The sequence below is a fragment of the Pseudothioclava arenosa genome (genome assembly GCF_002358085.1).
GTDB classification, from domain to species: Bacteria; Pseudomonadota; Alphaproteobacteria; order Rhodobacterales; family Rhodobacteraceae; genus Pseudothioclava; species Pseudothioclava arenosa.
In genome coordinates this window covers 236,735-258,971 of record NZ_NTJD01000002.1, presented here as the reverse complement: position 1 = coordinate 258,971, position 22,237 = coordinate 236,735, and the positions used below count along the sequence as shown (strand labels likewise).

The window sequence follows — 22,237 nt, the reverse complement described above, 5'->3', positions numbered from 1 at the left end:
GGGCGCCCTGCGGCGCCCTTTTTCATTTGCGGGCGGGAAGTTGCCGCCTCACGGGGCTGTGGCTTGACCTGCCCTGACCATCGGGTAAACCCATGCGCAAAGCGGAGGCTCTGATGCGGTTTGAATACAAGGTCGTGGCTGCGCCGCAGCGCGCGGAAAAGGTGAAGGGGCTCAAGACCGGAGCCGATCGCTTCGCCCATACGCTGGCGGCGTTCCTGAATGATCTGGGCCGCGAGGGCTGGGAGTATCTGGGCACCGAAGTGCTGCCCGCCGAAGAGCGCACCGGGCTTGTCGGGCACAAGACGGTCGAACATCGCGTGATGCTGTTCCGCCGCCCGCTCGCCGAAGGCGCGGACGCCCCGGCCAGCGAGCCCGAGACCGAGCCCAAGCGCGCTCTGCGCCCCGAGGCCCCCGAAGGCACCGCCCCCAGCCTGCGCGCGAAACGCGACTGATCAGCCCTCGATCTCTAGCGCCAGCGCGTGGATGCGCCCGATCAGATCGGGGCCGATCGCCTCATGCACCGCGCGGTGACGCGCCAGCCGCGACAGGGGCGCCAGCCGCGCCGCCTTGATCCGCACACGGAAATGGCTCTCGCCCTCGGGGCGCGCACCTGCGTGCCCGGCATGGCGCGCGGAGTCGTCGATCACCTCCAGCACCTCCGGTTCAAATACTTGAAGTTTCTCGGCAATTTCCTGCGCAATCGGCATTTTTCCCCGCTTTCCCGCCGGGGCCCTTTCACCCGGCTCAATTTGGTCTAAACTGTGCGACCCGAGTCGGGAATGGTACGCGAACAGGCACCACAGGAAAGGCGAAGCATGAGCAGCTCCGATCCCTTTGGCTTCAACATTTCGGCCGCTGCCGACAAGAAGCGCCGCCAGAAAGGCCGGCGTGGCATGTCGGGCGCCTTCGAGACCTCGACGCGGGTCTGCGACCATCAGGGCTGCGAGGAGCCGGGCCAGTACCGCGCGCCAAAATCACCCAAGGTGCTCGACGACTATTACTGGTTCTGCAAGGACCACGTGCGCGAGTACAACCTGAACTGGAACTATTTCCAGGGCCAGTCCGAAGAGGAATTCCAGGCCTTCCTCGACAATGCCACCGTCTGGGAGCGGCCGACCCGCCCCTTCAACCGCGCCAATGACGAAAAACTTGGCTGGGCGCGCCACGGCATCACCGATCCGATGGAGCTTCTGGGCGAGAACGCCACGCGCAACCCCGGCCGCGTCGCCGTGGGCCGCAAGCTGCCGCCGACCGAGCGGCGCGCGCTCGAGATACTCGAGGCCAAGGAGCACATGACCAAGGCCGAGATCCGCAGCTGCTACAAGGCGCTGATCAAGGTGCTCCACCCCGACATGAACGGCGGCGACCGCAGCCAGGAAGAGATGCTGCAGGAAGTGGTCTGGGCCTGGGATCAGATCAAGGAAAGCCGCAACTTCAAATAAGGGGGCGCTGCCCCCCGCCCTCTGGGCTCGCCCCGGAGTATTTGGCCGGAGTATTTGGCGCTCGATGAAGGGCGCCTTTCATTTTGCCGGAAATATCCCGGGGGGGGACGAGGCGGATCAGCGGGGCTTCCGCCGGAAGCTCCGCCCGCCGAAGGTGGGGGCAGCGCCCCCTTCCGCCCTCCGGCTCAATGCGCGCCCTTGCCGCCGCGCAGAGCGGCCAGCACCGGGTCGATGACCTTCGCGACCACCGGGATCAGCACGAAGCCGAGCGCGAGGCCGAAGACCCCGTCGAAGAAAGCCGTCACGCTCCAGCTGACCACGCCTTCGAGGGCGGGCAGCGCGTGGGCGGCGGCCTCGGCCTGGTGGTGGATCCAGTCATAGGGCGCGTGCCAGCCCAGCGCGTCCAGCCCATGCAGGATGATCGACCCGCCGACCCAGATCATCGCGGCCGTCCCAACGATCATCAGCGCCTTCATGAACCCCGGCATCACCGCCACAATCCCGCGCCCCAGAGCGCGCGTCGGTCCGAATCGTCCCACGCGGGCGAGCCAGAGACCGACGTCATCAGCCTTCACGATCAAGGCGACACCGCCATAGACCGCGATCGTGATCCCCACCGCCACCAGCGCCAGCGCCAGCGCCTGCATCCAGACCGGCTGATCGGCAGGCAATGCGGAAAGCGCGATGGTCATGATCTCGGCGGAAAGGATGAAATCGGTCTTCACCGCGCCCGCGACCTTCTCGGCTTCGAGATGCGTAGGATCGGCTTCGGCCCCGCTATGGCCGTCGGCATAGGGCGCATGCGGCCGGAACACGTGATAGATCTTCTCGGCGCCCTCGAAGCACAGATAACTCCCGCCAAGCATCAGCAGAGGCATGATGACCCAGGGCGCGAAGGCCGAGAGCAACAGCGCGGCGGGCAACAGAAACAACAGCTTGTTGCGAATGGAGCCGAGCGCGATCTTGCCCACGATCGGCAATTCGCGCGCGGGGGCAAAGCCGTGCAGATATTTCGGCGTCACCGCCGCATCATCAATCACCGCGCCCGCGGCCTTGGCCCCGGCCTTGGCCGCCTGCCCGGCGATATCGTCCACGCTGGCCGCCGCCACCTTGGCGATACCGGCCACGTCGTCGAGAAGCGCCAACAAACCACTCATGATCCACTCCTGCTCGTTCCGCGCGACCCTAGCGGGCACGTGGCGCATTCACAACACCCGGCACCGGCGAATGCGGCCGATCACTTTCCCGTTTACTTCCCTTAACGCAGCGTTAACCATTTCTGCCGTTAGGGAAGCCAGCTTTCCTCGGCACCAGGGAGTGCCGAAAAGCTTGGACATTAGTCTGGAGAAAGACATGAGCAAATTTACGAAAATTGCCGGGATGACCGTCGCAGCGCTGCTGCTGGCCTCGGCGGCCTCGGCGCAGAACTTTGCCGGCGGCTATGGTGGCCTTGCCATCACCTCGACCAATGGCGACACCGAAGCGCCCTGGGGCTGGGACACCGACCTGACGGAAGGCGATGACAGCCACGACATCGACGGCAAGGGCTTCATGGGCATCCTGGGCTACAACTGGCAGGCGGGCTCGGTCGTCTACGGTATCGAAGGCGCGGTGGGCAACATGAACACCAAGGGCGACGACGCCTTCACCAGCGGCGCGCTGAACGGCACCAAGATCGGCACCAACGCCTATCTGGCCGGCCGCGTTGGCTTTGCCACCGGCAACATGCTGTTCTACGGCTCGCTCGGCGCCTCGGTCGCGCGCACCAAACTCCCGGAGTACCACGAAGTTGACGGCCCGCTGATCAACCAAGCCAACATCACCCACTCGGGCACGCGCGCCGCGCTCGGCATGGAATACGTGATGGGCCCGGGCATGCTGCGCGCCGAAGTCGCGCACACCCAGTACAACAAGAAAACCGTGAACTATGAATACTACATCCAGTCCAAGCCCGAGGTGACCACCGCGACCCTCGGCTACCTGGTCAAGTTCTGATCCGCGTAAGGCGATCGAACACTGTGCAAGGGCGCCCCTCGCGGGCGCCCTTTTGCATTGCAGCTGTCCCCCATACAATCCGCCCCCTTGCACCGCCCTCCCCCTTGCGCCACATATTCAGGGGAGTGAAGGAAAGGACGCGAGAATGCTCGATCAGAACGCCAAGCCCACCGAAGAGATCGATATCCGCGACGTGTTCGGGTTCGAGTGTGACATGAAGGTCAAAGGCTTTGCCGAAGCCTCCGACCGCGTCCCGGTGATCGACCCGACCTATAAATTCGACCCCGACACCACGATGGCGATCCTCGCGGGCTTTGCCTATAACCGCCGGGTGATGATCCAGGGCTATCACGGCACCGGCAAATCGACCCATATCGAGCAGGTCGCAGCCCGCCTCAACTGGCCCTGCGTGCGCGTCAATCTCGACAGCCATGTCAGCCGGATCGACCTGATCGGCAAGGACGCGATCAAGCTGCGCGACGGCAAGCAGGTCACCGAGTTCCACGAGGGCATCCTGCCCTGGGCGCTGCGCAACCCGACCGCGATCGTCTTCGACGAATACGATGCCGGCCGCGCGGACGTGATGTTCGTGATCCAGCGCGTGCTCGAAACCGACGGCAAGCTGACGCTGCTCGACCAGAACGAGATCATCACGCCGAACCCCTATTTCCGCCTGTTCGCGACCTCGAACACGGTCGGTCTGGGCGACACCACCGGGCTTTACCACGGCACGCAACAGATCAACCAGGCGCAGATGGACCGCTGGAACCTCGTGGCGACGCTGAACTACCTGTCGCATGATGCCGAGGCCGCGATCGTGCTGGCGAAATGCCCGCATTACAACACCGAGAAGGGCCGCAAGCAGATCAACCAGATGGTGACCGTGGCGGACCTCACCCGCACCGCCTTCATCAATGGCGACCTCTCGACGGTGATGAGCCCGCGCACGGTGATCAACTGGGCGCAGAACGCCGAGATCTTCCGCAACGTGGGCTATGCCTTCCGGCTCACCTTCCTCAACAAATGCGACGAGCTGGAACGTCAGGTCGTGGCCGAGTTCTACCAGCGCCTCTTCGACGAGGAGCTGCCCGAAAGCGCCGCTGCGCTGGCAGGCCAGTGATGGCGGGCCGGGTTTCGCTCCGCGTCGTGCTGATCGCTCTGGCCTGCGCCTCTGCCCTGCCCGCCCGGGCCGAGGAAGATGCCGCGCTGCGCCCGATCATGGGCTGTGTCGGCCTGCATGAAAGCGTGCATTTCGTGCGCAAGAAGCTTGAGGTCACACAAGACGAGGGCCATGACGCCCTGCGCGCGCATTGGCAGGACCATGTCGCCGCCCACAAGGGCGATGCCGACGATTACACCCTGACCGAGCTTTATTCCGCCGCGACGCGGGTCTATTGGCCGATGGTCCTCGAGGCCGAGGGTGACCGCAAGGCGGGCCGCTCGTCCGAGGCCGCGCCCAGCGAGGCCGACACCGCCTATCGCGCGGCGCTGGCCGATTGTGCCGCCCTCGACGCCCAGCTTTCGGAGGCCGCGCCCGCGCAATGATGAAGCCCAAGGACAACCCTGCAGACCCGTTCAAGAAGGCGCTGGCCGAGGCGACCAAGACGCTGGCCGACGCGCCCGAAATGAACGTGACCTACACGGTCGACCCTTCGGGCGTGTCGGGCGACGTGATGCGCCTGCCGCAGGTCAGCCGCCGGATGACCCGCGACGAGGTTCTTCTGGCGCGCGGCACGGGCGATGCGCTGGCGCTGCGCCACCGGTTCCACGACGATGCCACCTCGGCGCGCTACCTGCCGCAGGGCGAGATGGCCCGCGCGATCTATGACGCGATGGAGACCGCACGTTGCGAGGCGCTTGGCGCGCGCGACATGCCCGGCACGCTCTCGAATATCGACGCGAAGATCGCGCATGAGGCCGCACGCAAGGGCTATGGCCAGATCCGCAACCGCGAGGCCGCCCCGCTGGCCGCGGCTGCGGGCTATTTCCTGCGCGAGGCCGCGACCGGGCGCGCCCTGCCCGCCGACGCGGCCAATGTACTCGACCTCTGGCGCGGCTTCATCGAGCAATCCGCCGGTGGCGACATGGAGGATCTGCGCGCGGCGATTGCCGACCAAAGCGCCTTTGCGCGGCTCACCCGCAAGGTGATCGCGGATCTCGGCTTTGGCGACCAGCTTGGCGACGACCCCGATGCCGAGCTGAATGACGAAGCCGAGGAAAACGCCTCGGAACAGGACGAAGAGGCGGGCGACAATCAGGCGCGCGACGAGTCGCAGGAGGATGACCAGGAGGTCACCTCCGAGTCGACGCAGGAGCAGCAGCAGGATCAGACCGAGACCCGCGTGTCTTCGGCCGAGGCCTCGGAAGACGAGATGGGCGAAGAGGTCGAGCTGCCCGAGGCCGACGCCCCGCAAGAGCCGCCGCCGCCCGCCTTCTCGGATGCGGACCCGAATTACAAGGTCTTCACCACCGAGTTCGACGAGGAGATCGCCGCCGAAGAGCTAGCCGAACCGGCTGAACTGGAACGCCTGCGCGCCTATCTCGACCAGCAGCTCGAACCGCTGAAGGGCGCGGTGGCGCGGCTTGCGAACAAGCTGCAACGCCGCTTGCAGGCGCAGCAGAACCGGTCCTGGGAATTCGACCGCGAAGAGGGCACGCTCGATGCCGGGCGGCTTGCCCGCGTGGTCGCGAACCCGACCACGCCGCTGTCGTTCAAGGTCGAGAAAGACACCGAGTTTCGTGACACGGTGGTGACGCTTTTGCTCGACAACTCGGGCTCGATGCGGGGCCGGCCGATTTCCATCGCCGCGATCTGCGCCGATGTGCTGGCGCGCACGCTCGAACGCTGCTCGGTCAAGGTCGAGGTGCTGGGCTTTACCACACGCGCCTGGAAGGGCGGGCAATCGCGGGAGAAATGGCTGGCCGAGGGGCGCCCGCAGCAGCCGGGCCGCCTCAACGACCTGCGCCACATCATCTACAAGCGCGCCGACGCGCCGATGCGCCGCACGCGGGCCAATCTGGGCCTGATGATGAAAGAGGGGCTCCTGAAGGAGAACATCGACGGCGAGGCGCTGGAATGGGCCTATCGGCGCACGCTGGCGCGGCCCGAGGCGCGCAAGATCCTGATGGTGATCTCGGACGGGGCGCCGGTGGATGACTCGACGCTGTCGGTGAACCCGGCGATCTTCCTCGAAAAGCACCTACGCGACGTGATCGCGATGATCGAAAAGCGCCGCGGCGTCGAGCTGATCGCGATCGGCATCGGCCATGACGTGACGCGCTATTACCAGCACGCGGTGACGATCACCGATGCCGAGCAGCTTGCCGGCGCGATGACCGAGCAGCTTGCGGGGCTCTTCGATTCTGACCCGCGCGCCCGCGCACGGGTCCTCGGGATGAAAAAGGCACTTTGATGTTTCAGGATTTCGAACAGAAATCGTCCCCCGAGGCGGGCCCGCCCCGGCTGGCGGCGCTGCGCGCGGTGATGGCCAAGACGGGTCTGCAGGGTTTTTTCGTGCCCCGCGCCGATGCCCATCAGGGTGAATATGTCGCCGAGTGCGACGCACGGCTTGCATGGCTCACGGGTTTCACCGGCTCAGCCGGGTTCTGCATCGCGCTCGAGGGCTGCGCGGGCGTCTTCGTCGATGGCCGCTACCGGTTGCAGGTCCGCGCCGAAACCGACCCCGCCGCCTTCACCCCCGTCGACTGGCCCGAAGTGCAACCCGCCGACTGGCTGCGCGCGGCGCTGCCGCAGGGCGGGCGCCTGGGCTTCGACCCCTGGCTGCATACCCGCGACGAGATCGCGCGGATCGAGGCCGGGCTAACTGGGTCGGGGATCGAGCTTGTGCCTTCCGCAAACCTGGTCGACGCGATCTGGGCCGACCGCCCGGCCCCGCCCGTGGCCCCCGCGCGCATCCATCCGATCGCGATCGCAGGCGAAGACGGCGCCGCGAAACGCGCACGCATGGCCGAGGCGCTGCGCGGCGCAGGCCTGCGCGCCGCCGTGCTGACGCTGCCGGACTCGATCTGCTGGCTCACGAATATTCGCGGCGCCGACCTGCCCCGCAACCCTCTGGTGCAGGCCTTCGCGGTGCTTCATGACAACGCGCGCCTGACGATCTATTCCGATCCCGCCAAGTTCGGCCCCGCCCTGCGCAACCACCTCGGCGCCGAGGTCACGCTGCGCCCAGTCTCGGGGTTCGCGCCAGGGCTGCGCAGCCTGATCGGCCCGGTTCTGGTCGACCCGGCCACCGCGCCCCTGCAAGTCGCGCGCGAGCTGACAGAGGAAGGCGTCGAGATCCGCTGGGCGCCCGATCCCTGCCTCCTGCCAAAGGCGCGCAAAAACGCCGCCGAAGTGGCCGGCATGGTCGAGGCGCATCTGCGCGACGGCGCGGCCATGGCCGAGTTTCTGTGCTGGCTCGACGCCGAGGCGCCGAAAGGCGGGCTTGATGAAATCACGGTGGTCGAGCGGCTCGAGGCCTTCCGCGCCGCGACCGGCTGCCTGAGCGACATTTCCTTCGACACGATCTGTGGCGCCGGCCCGAATGGCGCGATCATCCATTACCGCGTCAGCCGCGCGAGCAATCGCAAGGTCCGCCCCGGAGAGCTGTTGCTGGTCGATTCCGGCGCACAATATCCCGATGGCACGACCGACATCACCCGCACGCTCGCGGTGGGCGAGGTGCCGACTGAGGCGCGCGCGCCCTTCACCCGCGTGCTGCAAGGGATGATCGCGATCTCGCGCATCCGCTGGCCGCGCGGGCTGGCCGGGCGCGACCTCGACCCGCTTGCACGCGCAGCACTTTGGCGCGCGGGGCTCGATTTCGACCACGGCACCGGCCACGGTGTCGGCGCGGCACTTTGTGTGCACGAAGGGCCTGCGCGCCTTTCACGCATCTCGGAAATCCCGCTGGAACCCGGCATGATCCTGTCGAACGAACCGGGCTATTACCGGGCGGGCGAATTCGGGATCCGGCTGGAGAACCTCGTGCTGGTGGAAGCGGCCGAAAAGATCGGCGACGGGCGCGATCAGCTGTGCTTCCGCACCCTCACCTTCGCCCCGATCGACCGCCGGCTGATCGACATTGGCTTGCTCAGCCCCGGCGAACGCGCCTGGCTCGACGCCTATCACGCCGAGGTTCTGGCCAAGATCGGCCCGCGCGTGAGCGCGCCGACCCGCGCCTGGCTGGAGGCCGCCTGCGCCCCGCTCTGAGCGCGCAGGTTTCTTGCCTCCGGCGGGCGTATTTTCACCAAGAAGAAACAGGCGCGCCCTGCCTTTCTTCTTGGCTAAAATACGCATTCCACGGGCGCCGCCCGCGCGCGATCAGGCAGTCAGGAGCGCCTGCGCCGCGAGTGCGATAACGATTTCCTCGTTGGTCGGGATGGTCAGCACCCGCACCGGGCCATGGGCGATCTCGCGCGCATTGGCGGCGTTCGCCTCGGCGTCAAGCGTGATGCCGATCCACTCCATCCCCTCGCAGACGCGGGCGCGCACGAGGGCCGAGTTCTCACCGATACCGCCGCAGAAGACGAGCGCGTCGATCCCGCCCATCGAGGCCGCGAGCCCCCCCAGTTCGCGCCGGATGCGGAAGGTGAAATAGTCGATTGCGTCCTTTGCATGCGGATCGTCCGAGCCTTCCAGCTCGCGCATGTCGTTGGAAATTCCCGACAGCCCCTTAAGCCCGCTGTCTTTGTACAGAAGGTCCGAGATCTGGGCGCTGGTCATGCCTTCCTGATCCATCAGGTAGAGCAGGACGCCGGGGTCGATCTGCCCCGAGCGCGTGCCCATCGGCAGCCCGTCGAGCGCCGAGAACCCCATCGTCGAGGCGACCGAGCGACCGCCTTGAATCGCGCACATCGAGGCGCCCGAGCCCAGATGCGCAACCACCACGCGGCCCGCATGCAGCGCGGGCTCGGTCCGCGCCAGCTCGCCCGTGATGTAGTCATAGCTCAGCCCGTGGAAGCCGTAGCGGCGGACGCCCTTGTCGTAATAGCTCCGCGGTAGCGCGAAGGTGTCGTTCACGAAGGGATGGTTGCGGTGAAAAGCGGTGTCGAAACAGGCGATCTGCGGCGCCTCGGCAAAGGCCTCGAGGGCGGCACGCACGCCGGCCAGGTTATGCGGCTGGTGGAGCGGCGCGAAGGGCGCGAGTGCTGCCAGTTCCTGCATCAGCGCCTCGGTGATCCGCTCGGGCGCGCCGTGGCGGGTGCCGCCATGGACGACGCGATGGCCCACCGCGACGATTTCGAGCGCGGGAAAATCAACCCGGAACACCTCGAGCGCCGTGGCCAGCGCCGCACCATGGCGGGCGAAGGCCTCGGGGCCGAGCGCGGGCACGGGCAGCGGCTGCCCCTGCCCGTCGAGCACCTTGAGCCGCCCCTCGCCGCCGATCCGGTCCACATGGCCCGTGCCGAGCGTCTCGAGCGCCTCGGAAAACAGCCCCAGTTTCAGCGAGGAGGACCCCGCGTTCAGCGTCAGGATCGCGCGCATGGGTTATTGCCCCTTCAGCCGGTTCGCGTGGATCGCCGCAACCGCTGCCGAAGCCAGCCGCGCCATCGCGCTGTCGGAACGCGAGTTCAGGATCACCGGCACCCGCGCGCCCAACACCAGCCCCGCGCCTTCGGCGTGGCTGATATAGGCGAGCTGCTTGGCGAGCATGTTGGCCGCGTCGATGCCGGGCGCCACCAGCACCTCGGCATGGCCCGCGACATCGCCGCGCAGCCCCTTGGTGCGCGCCGCCCCGATATCGACCGCGTTATCCATCGCCAGCGGCCCATCGACCACGCCCCCCTTGATCTGGCCGCGCTCGGCCATTTTCGACAAGAGCGCCGCATCCATCGACGAGGGGATCGCCGGGCTCACCGTTTCCACCGCCGAGAGCACGCCGACCTTGGGCAGCTCGATCCCGAGCGAGATCGCCACGTCGATCGCGTTCTGCACGATATGCATCTTGGTCTCGAGATCGGGGGCGATGTTGATCGCTGCGTCGGTCACGATCAGCGGATGCGGCACGCCTGGCACATCCATCACGAAGACATGGGTGAAGCGGCGCCCGATGCGCAGGCCGGTTTCCTTGTCGAGCATCGGCTTGAGCAGGTCATCGGTGTGCAGATGGCCCTTCATGATGCAATCGGCGCGGCCTTCATTCACCAGCTTCACGGCCATTCGCGCGGCATCGCGCTGGGTCATCGCGGGCAGGATCTCATAGCCCTTGAGGCTCTTGCCCAGTTCCTTCGCGGCGGCCTCGATCTTGGCCGGATCGCCGATCAGCAAGGGCGCAATCAGCCCGTGTTCGGCCGAGATCAGCGCGCCTTGCAGCGCATGGTCCTTCTCGGGGCAGACAACGGCGGTCGACAGCGCGGGCAGCTTTTCAGCCTTGGCCAACAGCGCCTCGAAATGGCGGTGGCGCTGCGTGATCAGCCCGGGCACCTCGAGCGCGTCGAAGCGCATGTGTTTCGTCGGCGCGATCACCTCGGCCTCGCCGACAACAATCGGCGTCTCATCCGAGCAGCGCACCACCTCGGTCTTGAGCCGCACGATGCCACCGGGCAGCTTCTCCAGCACCTCGACCCGGGCGCAAAGTTGCATCCCCGCCTCGGCGCGGCCCACGAAATCAAGCGTCTGGTTGCGATAGAGCGTGCCCGGCCCCGGCAGCATGTTGCCCAGCACCGCCGTAATCAGCGAAGCCACGAACATGCCCGGCGCCAGCGCCTCTTTCTTGCCGTCCCCGTCGCCATCCTCTCCTTCAAGATGGACCGGGTTATAATTGCCCGAAGCCGCCGCGAAGACATAGAAGTCATCCGCCGTGCACAGGCGTTTCAGCTCGGCCTTCATTCCCGGCTGCAGCTCCTCCCACATCCGGTTCTCGAGAATCATCACATACTCCTTGCTTGCCTGACGCCGGTTCCCGGCATTTTCTGCACCTGCAGTATTACCGAAACATGAAGGTGACCTTGATCCGCGACAAGAGGTTGCGGTTTTTCTCAGCCCCTTTCGCAACGTAACACAGAGGCGTAGGAAGGATGCGCAAGAAGGAGGCCGCCATGACCCATGAACAGGCATTTACCGAACTCGAAACGCTTCTGGGCCCGCGATTTTCCCGCGCCATGGCCGAGCGCGACCTGCATGGCCGCAACGAGACCTGGTTTCCCCTGACCCTGCCCGATGCGGTGGCCTTCCCGGAAACCACCGAAGAAGTCTCGGCGATCCTGCGGATCTGCCATGCCCATGACGTCCCGGTCACGCCCTGGGGCGCGGCCAGCTCGCTTGAGGGCCACGCGCTGGCGATCAAGGGCGGCGTGAGCCTCGACATGACGCGGATGGACCAGATCGTCGAGGTCCGCCCCGAGGACATGCTGGTGGTGGTGCAGCCCGGCGTCACCCGCGAGGCGCTCAATACCGATCTGCGCGCGACGGGGCTGTTCTTTCCGGTCGATCCGGGCGCGAACGCGAGCCTTGGCGGCATGGCGGCCACGCGCGCCTCGGGCACGACCACGGTGCGCTACGGCTCGATGCGCGACAACGTTCTGGCGCTCGAGGTGGTGCTGGCCGATGGCGCGGTGATCCGCACCGGCTCGCGCGCGGCGAAATCGGCGGCGGGCTATGACCTGACGGCGCTGATGCTCGGCTCCGAGGGCACGCTGGGCATCATCACCGAACTGACGCTGCGCCTGCACGGCCAGCCCGAGGCGATCTCGGCCGCGGTCTGCGCGTTTGACAGCCTCGAAGCGGCGGTGGAAGCGGTGCAGATGACGATCCAGATGGGCATCCCGATGGCGCGGATCGAATTTGTCGACGAACAGGTCGCGCGGGTGTTCAACGCCGCGAATGGCACCGAGCTGCCGGAGAAGCCGCATCTGATGGTCGAGTTTCACGGTTCTGATGCCTCTACCGCCGAGGATGCCGAGCGTTTCGGCGCGGTGGTCGAGGAGATGGGCGGCGCGGGCTTCGCCTGGGCCAAAACCCCGGAAGAGCGGAACCGCCTCTGGAAAATGCGTCACGGCGCCTACCCGGCCTGCCTTGCCTCGCGCCCGGGCTGCATGGGGCTGGTCACCGACATCTGCGTGCCGATCTCGCGCCTCGCCGAAGCGGTCGCGGAAACCCGCGCCGATATCGTCGCCGAAGGGCTCGTCGGCCCGATCCTCGGCCATGTCGGGGACGGCAATTTCCACGCGATCCTCGTGCTCGACCGCGACACCCCGCAAGAGCTCGACCGCGCGAAATGGGTGGCAAGCCGACTTGCCGAGCGCGCGCTGCGCATGGGCGGCACGGTGACCGGCGAGCATGGCGTGGGCATGGGCAAGCGCAAATACATGGAAGCCGAACACGGGCCCGGCTGGCAGGTGATGGGCGCGATCAAATCGGCACTCGACCCCAAAGGCATCCTTAACCCCGGCAAGCTCGTGCCCTGAACCAGCGCAAGGGGAGCGCCCCCCCCCCCGTCCTTCGGACTCCCCCCGGAGTATTTCTCGCTCGATGAAAGGGGCTTTCATTTTGCCGGAAATATCCCGGGGGTGAATGGCCGCAAGGCCAGAGGGGGCGGCGCCCCCTGCCCCGGTCAGCCCTTCAGCAGGTCTTCTGCGGCGGCGCGGGCGGCTTCGGTCACCTCGGCGCCAGAGATCATGCGGGCGATCTCGTCGCGCCGCTCGTTCGGCGCGAGCGCCACAACATCCGAGGTGGTCATCCCGTCCGAGACGGATTTCTGTACGCGGAAATGATGTGCGCCACGGGCCGCGACCTGCGGCGAATGGGTGACGACCAGAACCTGCGCGCCCTCAGCCAGACGCGCAAGGCGACGGCCAACGGCATCGGCGGTGGCGCCGCCCACGCCGCGGTCGATCTCGTCGAAGATCAGGACCAGCGCGTCGGCGCCGCGCGCCAGAACCACCTTGAGCGCCAGCAGAAAGCGCGACAGCTCGCCCCCGGAGGCGATCTTGTTCAGGGGGCCTGCCGGCGCGCCGGGGTTGGTCGCGACGGTGAAGGCCACGGCGTCCACACCCTCGGCACCAGCATCGCCCCGCGCCAGCCGGGTCTCGAACACCGCGCGCTCGAGCTTCAGGGGCGCCAGCTCATGCGCCATCGCGGCATCGAGCCGGGTGGCGGCCTCGGCGCGCGCAGTGGACAGCGCCTCGGCCGCGCGGGCAAAGGCGGTTTCGGCGTCGCGCAGCTCCAGCTGCAATTCCGCGATCCGGCCCTCGCCCGCATCGAGGGCCGCGAGGCGCGCGCGCAGGTCTTCTGCCAGGCGGCCCAGATCGTCGGGCAGCACGGCATGTTTGCGCGCAAGCCCGCGGATCGCGAAGAGCCGCTCTTCGCAGGCCTCAAGCGCGCGCGGGTCGAAAGCGAAAGCCTCAAGCGCCTCTTCGACGCCCTGCTGCGCCTCGCCCAACTCGATCAGCGCGCGATCAAGCGCCGTGAGCGCCGCATCGAGCCGCCCTTCGGCACGATCCGCAGCACCTTGCAGCCAGCGATCGGCGTCGCGCAACAGGCCCTCGGCCGCCTCGGGACCAAGCGCCTGCGCTGCGCGGGCGACATCGGCACGGATCTTTTCGCCAGCCTGCATCAGGCGGCGTTCGGCATCGAGCTTCGCCTCTTCGCCGGGTTCGGGCGCGAGCTTGTCCAGCTCTGCCACGGCGTGGCGCAGGAAATCCTCTTCGCCCTTGACCTCGGCCAGCTGCGCCTCGGCCTGCGACAGCGCCCGCGCGGCTTTGGCGCGCGCGGCCCAAGCGGCACGGGTCGCGGCCAAAAGATCGTCATGCCCCGCGAAGGCATCAAGCAGCGCGCGGTGGCCGCGTTCGTTCAGGAGCCCGCCATCGTCTTGCTGGCCATGCAGCTCGACCAGCGTGGCCGAGAGCGCGCGCAGCACCTCGCCCGAGGCGCGGCGGTCATTGATGAAGGCGGTCTTGCGGCCATCGGTCGCGTTCACCCGGCGCAGGATCAATTCAGGCCCGCCGGGCAGGCCCGCCTCGGCCAGAACCGCATGAGCGGGGTGGCCATCGGGCAGGTCGAAAACCGCGCTCACCTCGCCTTGCTGGGCACCTTTGCGCACCAGCTCGGCCCGGCCCCGCCAGCCCAGCACGAAGCCCAGGCAATCGAGCAGGATCGACTTGCCCGCGCCGGTCTCGCCGGTCAGCACGTTCAGCCCGGGGTGGAACTCCAACCCGAGCCGCTCGATCAGCAGCATATCGTGAATGTCGAGGGCGCGCAGCATCTGCGAGGGCCGATCAGATCAGAGCCAGTCGCCGCGCACCACCTGACGATAGATCTTGCGCAGCCACGACTCGCCCTTGGCCTCTTCGCTCAGGCCACGCTTGAGCAGCAGGTTGTGCGCATCTTCGTAGAAGGGCGAAGCCTGATAGTTGTGGCCCAGAATCGCCGCCGCCGTCTGCGCCTCGTCGGTGAGGCCAAGCGCGAGGTAAGCCTCGGTCAGGCGCAGCAGCGCCTCGGGCGTCTGCGTGGTGGTCTGGAAATCCTCGACCACGACGCGGAAGCGGTTGATCGCCGCCGTGTAATGGCCCTTTTTCAGGTAGTAGCGACCGATTTCCATCTCTTTCGCGGCGAGATGGTCGAAGGCGAGGTCGAATTTCAGCACCGAGGAGCGCGCATAGTCGCTGTCGGGATATTCCTCGATCACCGCGCGCAGCGCCTGCAGCGCCTGATAGGTCAGGCCTTGGTCGCGGCCAACCTCGTCGATCTGGTCGTAATAGCTGAGCGCGAGCAGGTATTTCGCATAGGCCGCGTCTTCATCGCCCGGATAGGTGTCGATGAAACGCTGCGCCGAGGCGCGGGCCTCTTCGTACTTGCGGGCGCGATGCTCGGCGAAGGCCTGCATGATCAGCGCGCGCTTGGCCCATTCGGAATAGGGATAAAGACGCTCGACCTCGGAGAAATAGCGCATCGCGGTGTCGGGGCGGCGTGGGTTGCCGACCTCAAGCTCGTACTCGCCGCGCTTGTAGATTTCCTCGGCCGTGAAATTGTCGAGCGGCACCTGCTTTTCGCTGGCGCCGGCACAGCCCATCAGCACCGACACAATGAGAAGGCTTCCCAGCCGAGTCGTCAGAGATCTGCCGCGCGTCATGCCTGCCCTATCCCGTTTCTTTTACCGGGCCAGAACACTCCCGGCCCTCCCTCAAGCCGCGTTATTCACGCGGCGCACGGCTTCGTCCTAGCACAGAAAAATCCGACAGGCAAAACGCCTTTCGCCGGGAATCCGTGTTTGGAAAGCAAGTTCCGGCTCAGCAGGCCGCGACGTTCGCCGGGCGGCAAACACCGGCCCCCGGAAGGCTGTAGGCAGCGGCTGCCGAGCAGGTCTCCCAGGTCCAGGCCTCGGGGTCGGCAAAGAGCGCGCGCAGCAGCTTGTTGGTCATCGCGTGACCGGCGCGGTTACCGGTGTAGCGGCCCAGAATCGGCGCGCCCGCCAGCGCCAGATCGCCAAGCGCATCAAGCATCTTGTGGCGCACCGGCTCGTCGGCATGACGCAGACCGCCGGGCGAAAGCACGCGGTCGCCATCGAAGACGACAGCGTTTTCATAAGTGCCACCCAGCGCAAGCCCATTGGCGCGCATCGCATCGACATCGGCCTGACGGCAGAAGGTGCGGCTGTCCATCAGCTCGCGCACGAAGGCGCCATTGGCCATGTTCAGGCGTTTTTCCTGACGGCCGATCGCGGCATCGGCAAAGTCGATCTTGAAGTCGATCACCAGCGCCGCACCCGGTTCGAGCCGCGCCGATGCCTCGCCCTCGGTCACTTCCACCGGCTTGAGCACGCGGATCGCGCGCAGCGGGGCGGGCAGCTCGCGCTGACCGGCCGCGACGAGCGCCGCGACGAATTCCGCCGAGGACCCGTCAAGGATCGGCACTTCCGGCCCGTCGATCTCGATCAGCGCGTTATGCACGCCACAGCCCGCCAGCGCGGCCATGATATGTTCGATCGTCGAGACCGAGACGCCATCGTCGTTGCGGATCAGGGTGCAGAGCTTCGAGGGGATCACGTGATCCCAGTTCGCCGGGATGCGGCCATTGCCCACGACGGCGTCGGTGCGCTGGAAGACGATGCCATGATTGGCGGACGCGGGCTTCACAACCATGCGCACGGGCGCGCCCGAATGCAGGCCGACCCCTTCAAAAACCACCGGATGAGCAACGCAAGTCTGCACAGGTAACCGCCTCGGGCTGTTGTTCTTTTGCGCTCCTTACGCGCAGGTCAACACCTGTGCCGGAGCTCGCATCTTCACTTAGGCAGAGCGCACCTGCAGCACAATTCACCTTTTGTAACGGATTGAAACAATCGAAAGGTTAACAAGCGGAACCCTGCGCGGATCGCATGAACCCTTTGCTTTCAAATACAAAAAGGCCGGCTTGCGCCGGCCTCTCTGGTTAATTTCGTGATGGCTTAATTTGCCTGGCGACGCAGGAAAGCCGGGATTTCGATGCGGTCATCGGTGGCCTCGGCCTCGTCATCGTAAACGCCATGCTGCGACACCGGCGGCTGCTGGCGCGGCGCGGCGGCGGGCGCCTGCTCGGTGCCATGGCCGGTCATCCGGTTGATCAGCGAGTTGATGCCGAAGCGCGGACGCTCACCCTGCGGGGCGGCGGGTTGCGGTGCGGGCGCGGCCGGGCGCTGCGGCGCCATCGGGCGTTGCGCGGCGGGCGACGGAACCTTGTTCACCGCGGCCTGCAGGCGCGCCAGCGCTTCAGGCGAGGGCGTCCCCGGGGCACGCGGACGCGGCGCCACATAGGCCGAGGGGTCGTCATCGACATGCAGGTCGGCCGGCTCGTGGCGCGGCTGATAGGCCGGCGGCGGCAGGTCTTCCGCCTGCGGCTGATAGGCCGCCGGGCGCGGCGCGGGCTGCGGGGCAACCGCCTGCGGGGCGGGTTGCGGCGCAGGCTGCGGAGCCGGTTGCGGCGCGGGGGCCTCGGCGACCGGGGTATCGAACAGCGCGGCCTGCTGCGGCACCGGCGCGGCCTGGGCAGCGGCGGGTTGCGCCATCGGCTGCGGTGCCGGTTGCGGCGCGGGCGCGGCCTCGGCGGCGGGTTTCAGCGGCTCGGCCAGCGAGCGGCGCGGCACCGGGATCTCGCCCACCGAGAGCGAGGCGTCGATGCCGGTCGCCACGACCGAAACGCGCATCATGTTTTCCATCTCGGGGTCGAGGGTCGAGCCGACGATGATATTCGCATCCGGGTCGACCTCTTCGCGGATCCGGTTCGCGGCTTCGTCCAGCTCGAACAGGGTCAGATCGTAGCCGCCGGTGATGTTGATCAGCACGCCCTTGGCGCCTTTCAGGCTGATCTCGTCCAGAAGCGGGTTGGCGATCGCCTTCTCGGCAGCCTGCACGGCGCGCTCGTCGCCCGAGGCCTCGCCCGTGCCCATCATCGCCTTGCCCATCTCGTCCATCACCGCGCGGACGTCGGCGAAGTCGAGGTTGATCAGGCCCGGACGGACCATCAGGTCGGTCACGCCCTTCACGCCCTGATAGAGCACGTCATCGGCCATCGCGAAGGCTTCGGTGAAGGTGGTCTTTTCGTTGGCAAGACGGAACAGGTTCTGGTTCGGGATGATGATCAGCGTGTCGACGACCTTTTGCAGCGCCTCGATGCCCTCTTCGGCCTGACGCATCCGCTTGGAGCCTTCGAACTGGAACGGCTTGGTCACGACGCCGACAGTCAGCACGCCCAGCTCACGCGCGGCCTGCGCGATGATCGGCGCAGCGCCGGTGCCGGTGCCGCCGCCCATGCCGGCGGTGATGAAGCACATATGCGCGCCCGCGAGGTGATCGACGATCTGCTCAATCGACTCTTCGGCGGCAGCGGCGCCAACGGCCGGACGCGCACCCGCGCCGAGCCCTTCGGTCACCTGCACGCCCATTTGAACGCGCGCCTGCGATTTCGACTGTTGCAGCGCCTGCGCGTCAGTATTGGCCACCACGAATTCGACGCCTTCCAGCGCCTTCTCGATCATGTTGTTTACGGCATTGCCGCCCGCACCGCCCACGCCAAACACGGTAATCCGCGGCTTGAGGTCGTGCTGCTCCGACATCATCAGATTCAAAGTCATAGGGTCCGCCTGTCGTTTGTTGTGTAATCGGCCCGTCCCCGGCCGAAATCCCCGATAAATTAGACCGATTTTAGCAGATTCATCTTTCGCGTCACTCAAAAAACGCGAAAGCCCCACAAAATATGGCGCTACAATCTGTTCCTGTAAGCGGTATTTCGCGCAGACCACCAGAGTTAGCGCGATGTGCGCTTTGACCCGGCAGAGCTAGCACCGAACCTCTTACCAGTTATCCCGGAACCAGCGGATCGCGCGCTTGAACGAACGCCCCCCAAGCCGGTCCTGCGGCACCTCGAAATCCCACCATTCGTCTTGCGGCTGCGCGGCAAACAGCGCGAGACCGACGACGCTGGCAAAGCCCGCACCGGTCGCGGCCTGCGGCAGGCCTTGCACCCGCAGCGGCCGACCAAGGCGCACGTTCTGGCCCAGCACCCGCGCCGCCAGCCCGTCGAGGCCGGGGATCTGGCTCGCGCCACCGGTCAGCACGATCTGCTGGCTCGGCAGATGTTCGAACCCGGCCGCGTCCAGCAGCGCGCGCACGTCTTCGAGGATCTCTTCGACGCGCGGGCGCATGATGCCGATCAGCTCGGTGCGGCTGACCTGGCGACGGTCCTTTTCCCAATCGCCCGAGTTGCCCGAAAGCTCGATCATCTCGCGGTCGTCCATGCCGGTGGCGTGCACGCCGCCGTGGAAGGTCTTGATCCGCTCGGCCACGGCCATCGGCACCTGCAGCCCCGCCGCGATGTCGCGGGTAACATGGTCGCCCCCGAGCCGCACCGCATCGGCGAAAATCATGTGTTTCTTCATGAAGATCGACACGCCCGTCGCACCGCCGCCCATGTCGATACAGGCCGAGCCCAGCTCCTGCTCATCCTCGACAAGGCTGGAAATCCCCGAGACATAGGCCGCCGAGGCGATGCCCGCGAGTTCAAGATCGCAGCGCCGGATGCAATAGGCGAGGTTGTGGATCGCCGCCGCATCGACGGTCAGCATATGCATGTCGGTCGCCAGCCGCCGCCCGCTATGGCCGCGCGGGTCCGACAGGCCGGTGCGGTGATCGAGCGCGAAATTCACCGGCTGCGCGTGGAGCACCTCGCGGCCCTGCCCGATGTCGGGCATGTCGCAGGCGGCCAGCACCCGGCCGACGTCCAGTTCGGTGACCTGCTCGCCACCGATCTCGACCTCGCCCGCCAGCCCGTAAGAGCGCGGCTGCGCCCCCGAGAAACAGGCGATCACGTGGTCGACGCGGGTCTGCGCCATCTTTTGTGCGGCCTGCACCGCGGTGCGAATGGCGCGCTCGGTCTCGGCCATGGCGTCGATTTCGCCGAAACGTACCCCGCGCGAGCGGGTCGTCGCGGCACCGATCACCCGCACCGCCGCCTGCCCGGCCAGCGGGCCGCCGCTTTCGGGTTCGCCGATATCCTGCGGCGCGTCAAAGCGCAGCACGAGGCAGGCAATCTTGGAGCTGCCGACATCGAGCAGCGCGATCACGCCCCGCTGCATCGCCGCCTTGCGCATGTTCCGCATCGCTCGCTGGGTCTCGTAAAGGTCGCTCATGGCTTGGTCTCACTGGCTGCCGAAGAGATCAGGCGGAACTGCGCAAGCGCATGTTCGGAAAGCCGGATCGTCGGTCGGTCTGTGTTGCGCAGGTCAAGATGGGTGAAGTCGCGCGCCAAGAGGTCTTCGGCGGCGTCCAGCGCGAGCACGCGGTCAAGCGCGCGCACGGCATCGGTTTCGGGCAGCATCAGGCGCTGCTCGCGATCGAGCACGATATCCCAGCGCCGCTCGCCCATGCGCTGCAGCCCGCGGATGCGCGGCAGCAAGGGCCCCGCCGCCTTGAGCAGCGACAGCGCCTCGGGGACGGCGCGATCCGCGCCCTCGCCCGCGATCAGCGGCAGATCCGCGCGCACATCGCGCGACACCACCGAGGCGACACGATGCCCGGTTGCGTCCAGCATCTCGATCCCGGCGTGCGTGCGCCACAAGATCACCGGCTCGCGTTCGGTCACGGCGATTTCCAGCGTGCCGCCCGAACGGATCACCAGGCGTGCATCGGCCACCGCGTCGAGGCGGGTGATCTGATGGCGATAGGCGGCAAGGTCGATGTCAAAGGACGAGGCCGGCAGGTCGACGGGCGCCAGCGCGCGGATCGCGGCATCGACCTCGGGGCTCGCGCCCTCGATCTTGAGCAGCGAAACCATGAAGGCAGGCTGATGCTCGATCCGCTCGCGGATCTGGTCGTATTTGCCGACGATGGCGGCGCGGCGATCGGCGTCACCGAGCCAGGCGCCAAGCCCGAGCACCACCAGGAACACCGGCACGCCGATGCGGGTGGTGACGCGCACGGCCGGACGCAGCCAGAGGCGGTTGAGCTTGTAGGCAAGGCGCGAAGGTGCCGGGTCACGGCGCGGCACCGCCACATGACGGGGCGCCGGGTCGGCATGCAGCGGCATCTGCCGGCGCGCAGACAGGCGCGGTGCGGCAGGTTCGGGCTGCGGGCGCGGATGGGCCTGTGCCTCGAGCTGGTCGTGCAGATGCAGGTGCGGATGCGCCTCGGCCCCGGCCTCGGCTCCCGCATGCGGGGCGAGCGGCGCGAAGGGCTGCGGGCGATGACCCTGCGGATGATCGGTCGAGCGGTGGATCACCGGTTCGGCCAGGGGGCGGTTCTTGGTCTGCGGATGCGCCGGGTGACCATGGGCAAAGCGCAGCTTCTGCCCCTCAAGGCGTGGCTCGGCGGCGTCACGAACCGGGTCACGGCCCGGCGGCACATAGGGCGGGTTCACCTGTTGCATGAGGCGTCCTCCACCATCCAGGCGACCAGTTCCGGGAAGGAAATCCCGACATGCGCGGCCTGTTCGGGCGCAAGCGAGGTCGGCGTCATGCCGGGCTGGGTGTTGGTTTCCAGCAGCACGAGCCCCTCAAGCCCGCGCGCCTCGTTCCAGCGGAAATCGGTGCGGCTCATGCCCCGGCAGCCAAGCGCCTCATGGGCGCGCAGCGCGTAGTCAAGGCAAGCCTCGGTGACTGCGGGCGGCAGCTCGGCGGGCAGCACGTGGCGCGAGCCGCCCTCTTTGTATTTCGCGTCGTAATCATACCAGCCCGTCGTGATGATCTCGGTCACGCAAAGCGCGCGATCGCCCATCACGGCGACGGTCATCTCGCGGCCGGGCACATAGGCTTCCACCATCACCATCTCGGGCATCTCGTCAGAGAGGCGCGGCGGGCTGTTGGCGCCCTCCATCACCAGATAGACGCCGACGGAAGACCCTTCGTTATTCGGCTTCACGACATAGGGCGCGGGCATCACATGACGCGCCATCGCCTCGGCTTTCGGGACGATCACGCTCTCGACGATGGGCAGACCGGCGACGCGGTAGGCCTCTTTGGCGCGCGCCTTGTCCATCGCCAGCGCCGAGGCCAGAACGCCCGAATGGGTATAGGGAATGCGCAGCCACTCCAGAAGCCCCTGGACGCAGCCATCCTCGCCCCAGCGGCCATGCAAGGCATTGAAAACACAATCAGGCTTAAGATCGGCAAGCACATTGGCAAGGTCGGGGCCCGCATCGACCTCGATCACCTGATACCCTGCCACCCGCAGCGCCTTGGCGCATTCGCGCCCAGAGGACAAAGACACTTCGCGCTCAGCCGAAGGTCCGCCCAAAAGTACCGCCACACGGTGGGTTGCCCTGCTCGACATACCCGCCACTTTATCGCCTCTTGCGGGGTTATCCCCGTCAATCTTGTTGCTTGATACGCGCC

Annotated in this window: 19 protein-coding genes; 8 read left to right on the top strand and 11 right to left on the bottom strand. The window is 67.0% G+C overall.

Annotated features, from left to right (window positions below; translation table 11 throughout):
• Positions 1 to 113: 113 nt before the first annotated feature.
• Positions 114 to 452, top strand: coding sequence for a DUF4177 domain-containing protein (locus CLN94_RS03545; protein ID WP_245845065.1), 339 nt, complete (start codon positions 114 to 116; stop codon positions 450 to 452).
• Here the strand turns inward: CLN94_RS03545 and CLN94_RS03540 are convergent, their stop codons facing one another.
• The gene (locus CLN94_RS03540; RefSeq protein ID WP_096431186.1) at positions 453 to 707 is read right to left on the bottom strand and encodes a BolA family protein; all 255 of its coding nucleotides are present in this window, start codon (positions 705 to 707) and stop codon (positions 453 to 455) included. It lies immediately after the preceding gene.
• A gap of 108 nt (positions 708 to 815) precedes the next feature.
• Here CLN94_RS03540 and CLN94_RS03535 point away from each other — a divergent pair, with 108 nt between their 5' ends.
• Entirely contained in the window at positions 816 to 1,442 is a 627-nt protein-coding gene (locus CLN94_RS03535) for a DnaJ domain-containing protein (RefSeq protein WP_096431184.1), read from the top strand.
• 185 nt (positions 1,443 to 1,627) lie between these two features.
• On the opposite strand, the gene CLN94_RS03530 is transcribed toward CLN94_RS03535, so the two are convergent.
• Positions 1,628 to 2,599, bottom strand: coding sequence for a DUF808 domain-containing protein (locus tag CLN94_RS03530; RefSeq protein ID WP_096431182.1), 972 nt, complete (start codon positions 2,597 to 2,599; stop codon positions 1,628 to 1,630).
• 196 nt (positions 2,600 to 2,795) lie between these two features.
• Here CLN94_RS03530 and CLN94_RS03525 point away from each other — a divergent pair, with 196 nt between their 5' ends.
• The 5 genes from CLN94_RS03525 to CLN94_RS03505 all read left to right on the top strand — a co-directional run bounded on the left by CLN94_RS03525 (position 2,796) and on the right by CLN94_RS03505 (position 8,649).
• Entirely contained in the window at positions 2,796 to 3,437 is a 642-nt protein-coding gene (locus tag CLN94_RS03525) for an outer membrane protein (protein WP_096431180.1), read from the top strand.
• Between the two features lie 145 nt (positions 3,438 to 3,582).
• Positions 3,583 to 4,557, top strand: coding sequence for a cobaltochelatase subunit CobS (cobS, locus tag CLN94_RS03520; RefSeq protein WP_096431178.1), 975 nt, complete (start codon positions 3,583 to 3,585; stop codon positions 4,555 to 4,557).
• Positions 4,557 to 4,982, top strand: coding sequence for a hypothetical protein (locus tag CLN94_RS03515; protein WP_096431176.1), 426 nt, complete (start codon positions 4,557 to 4,559; stop codon positions 4,980 to 4,982). The genes cobS and CLN94_RS03515 overlap by 1 nt, the downstream gene beginning before the upstream one ends.
• Positions 4,979 to 6,850, top strand: coding sequence for a cobaltochelatase subunit CobT (gene cobT, locus CLN94_RS03510; protein WP_096431174.1), 1,872 nt, complete (start codon positions 4,979 to 4,981; stop codon positions 6,848 to 6,850). Before CLN94_RS03515 ends, cobT begins: the two co-directional genes overlap by 4 nt.
• Positions 6,850 to 8,649 carry an aminopeptidase P family protein gene (locus tag CLN94_RS03505; protein WP_096431172.1) on the top strand — a complete coding sequence of 600 codons (1,800 nt, stop codon included), beginning with the start codon at positions 6,850 to 6,852 and terminating at the stop codon, positions 8,647 to 8,649. Before cobT ends, CLN94_RS03505 begins: the two co-directional genes overlap by 1 nt.
• 111 nt (positions 8,650 to 8,760) lie before the next feature.
• Here the strand turns inward: CLN94_RS03505 and CLN94_RS03500 are convergent, their stop codons facing one another.
• Together CLN94_RS03500 and CLN94_RS03495 are read right to left on the bottom strand one after the other, a co-directional pair.
• Positions 8,761 to 9,924: an acetate/propionate family kinase gene (locus CLN94_RS03500; protein ID WP_096431170.1), complete on the bottom strand. Its 1,164-nt coding sequence runs from the start codon at positions 9,922 to 9,924 to the stop codon at positions 8,761 to 8,763.
• 3 nt (positions 9,925 to 9,927) lie between these two features.
• On the bottom strand, positions 9,928 to 11,310 hold the full coding sequence (locus tag CLN94_RS03495; protein WP_096431168.1) for a bifunctional enoyl-CoA hydratase/phosphate acetyltransferase: 1,383 nt from the start codon (positions 11,308 to 11,310) through the stop codon (positions 9,928 to 9,930).
• A gap of 167 nt (positions 11,311 to 11,477) precedes the next feature.
• Here CLN94_RS03495 and CLN94_RS03490 point away from each other — a divergent pair, with 167 nt between their 5' ends.
• Positions 11,478 to 12,845 (top strand): FAD-binding oxidoreductase, encoded by a 1,368-nt coding sequence (locus CLN94_RS03490; protein ID WP_096431470.1) that lies wholly within the window; start codon positions 11,478 to 11,480, stop codon positions 12,843 to 12,845.
• A 146-nt stretch (positions 12,846 to 12,991) separates the two neighbouring features.
• Here the strand turns inward: CLN94_RS03490 and recN are convergent, their stop codons facing one another.
• The 7 genes from recN to CLN94_RS03455 form a co-directional block, all read right to left on the bottom strand.
• Complete coding sequence (gene recN, locus CLN94_RS03485) at positions 12,992 to 14,641, bottom strand: DNA repair protein RecN (protein WP_096431166.1); 1,650 nt, start codon at positions 14,639 to 14,641, stop codon at positions 12,992 to 12,994.
• Between the two features lie 18 nt (positions 14,642 to 14,659).
• Positions 14,660 to 15,508, bottom strand: coding sequence for an outer membrane protein assembly factor BamD (locus CLN94_RS03480; protein WP_096431164.1), 849 nt, complete (start codon positions 15,506 to 15,508; stop codon positions 14,660 to 14,662).
• Between the two features lie 157 nt (positions 15,509 to 15,665).
• Complete coding sequence (lpxC, locus tag CLN94_RS03475) at positions 15,666 to 16,586, bottom strand: UDP-3-O-acyl-N-acetylglucosamine deacetylase (RefSeq protein ID WP_096431162.1); 921 nt, start codon at positions 16,584 to 16,586, stop codon at positions 15,666 to 15,668.
• A 236-nt stretch (positions 16,587 to 16,822) separates the two neighbouring features.
• The gene (ftsZ, locus tag CLN94_RS03470) at positions 16,823 to 18,484 is read right to left on the bottom strand and encodes a cell division protein FtsZ (protein WP_096431160.1); all 1,662 of its coding nucleotides are present in this window, start codon (positions 18,482 to 18,484) and stop codon (positions 16,823 to 16,825) included.
• Positions 18,485 to 18,703: 219 nt separating this feature from the next.
• Complete coding sequence (gene ftsA, locus CLN94_RS03465) at positions 18,704 to 20,038, bottom strand: cell division protein FtsA (protein ID WP_096431158.1); 1,335 nt, start codon at positions 20,036 to 20,038, stop codon at positions 18,704 to 18,706.
• Positions 20,035 to 21,273: a cell division protein FtsQ/DivIB gene (locus tag CLN94_RS03460; protein WP_245845063.1), complete on the bottom strand. Its 1,239-nt coding sequence runs from the start codon at positions 21,271 to 21,273 to the stop codon at positions 20,035 to 20,037. The genes ftsA and CLN94_RS03460 overlap by 4 nt, the downstream gene beginning before the upstream one ends.
• Entirely contained in the window at positions 21,261 to 22,184 is a 924-nt protein-coding gene (locus tag CLN94_RS03455; RefSeq protein ID WP_096431156.1) for a D-alanine--D-alanine ligase, read from the bottom strand. Before CLN94_RS03455 ends, CLN94_RS03460 begins: the two co-directional genes overlap by 13 nt.
• Positions 22,185 to 22,237 lie beyond the last annotated feature (53 nt).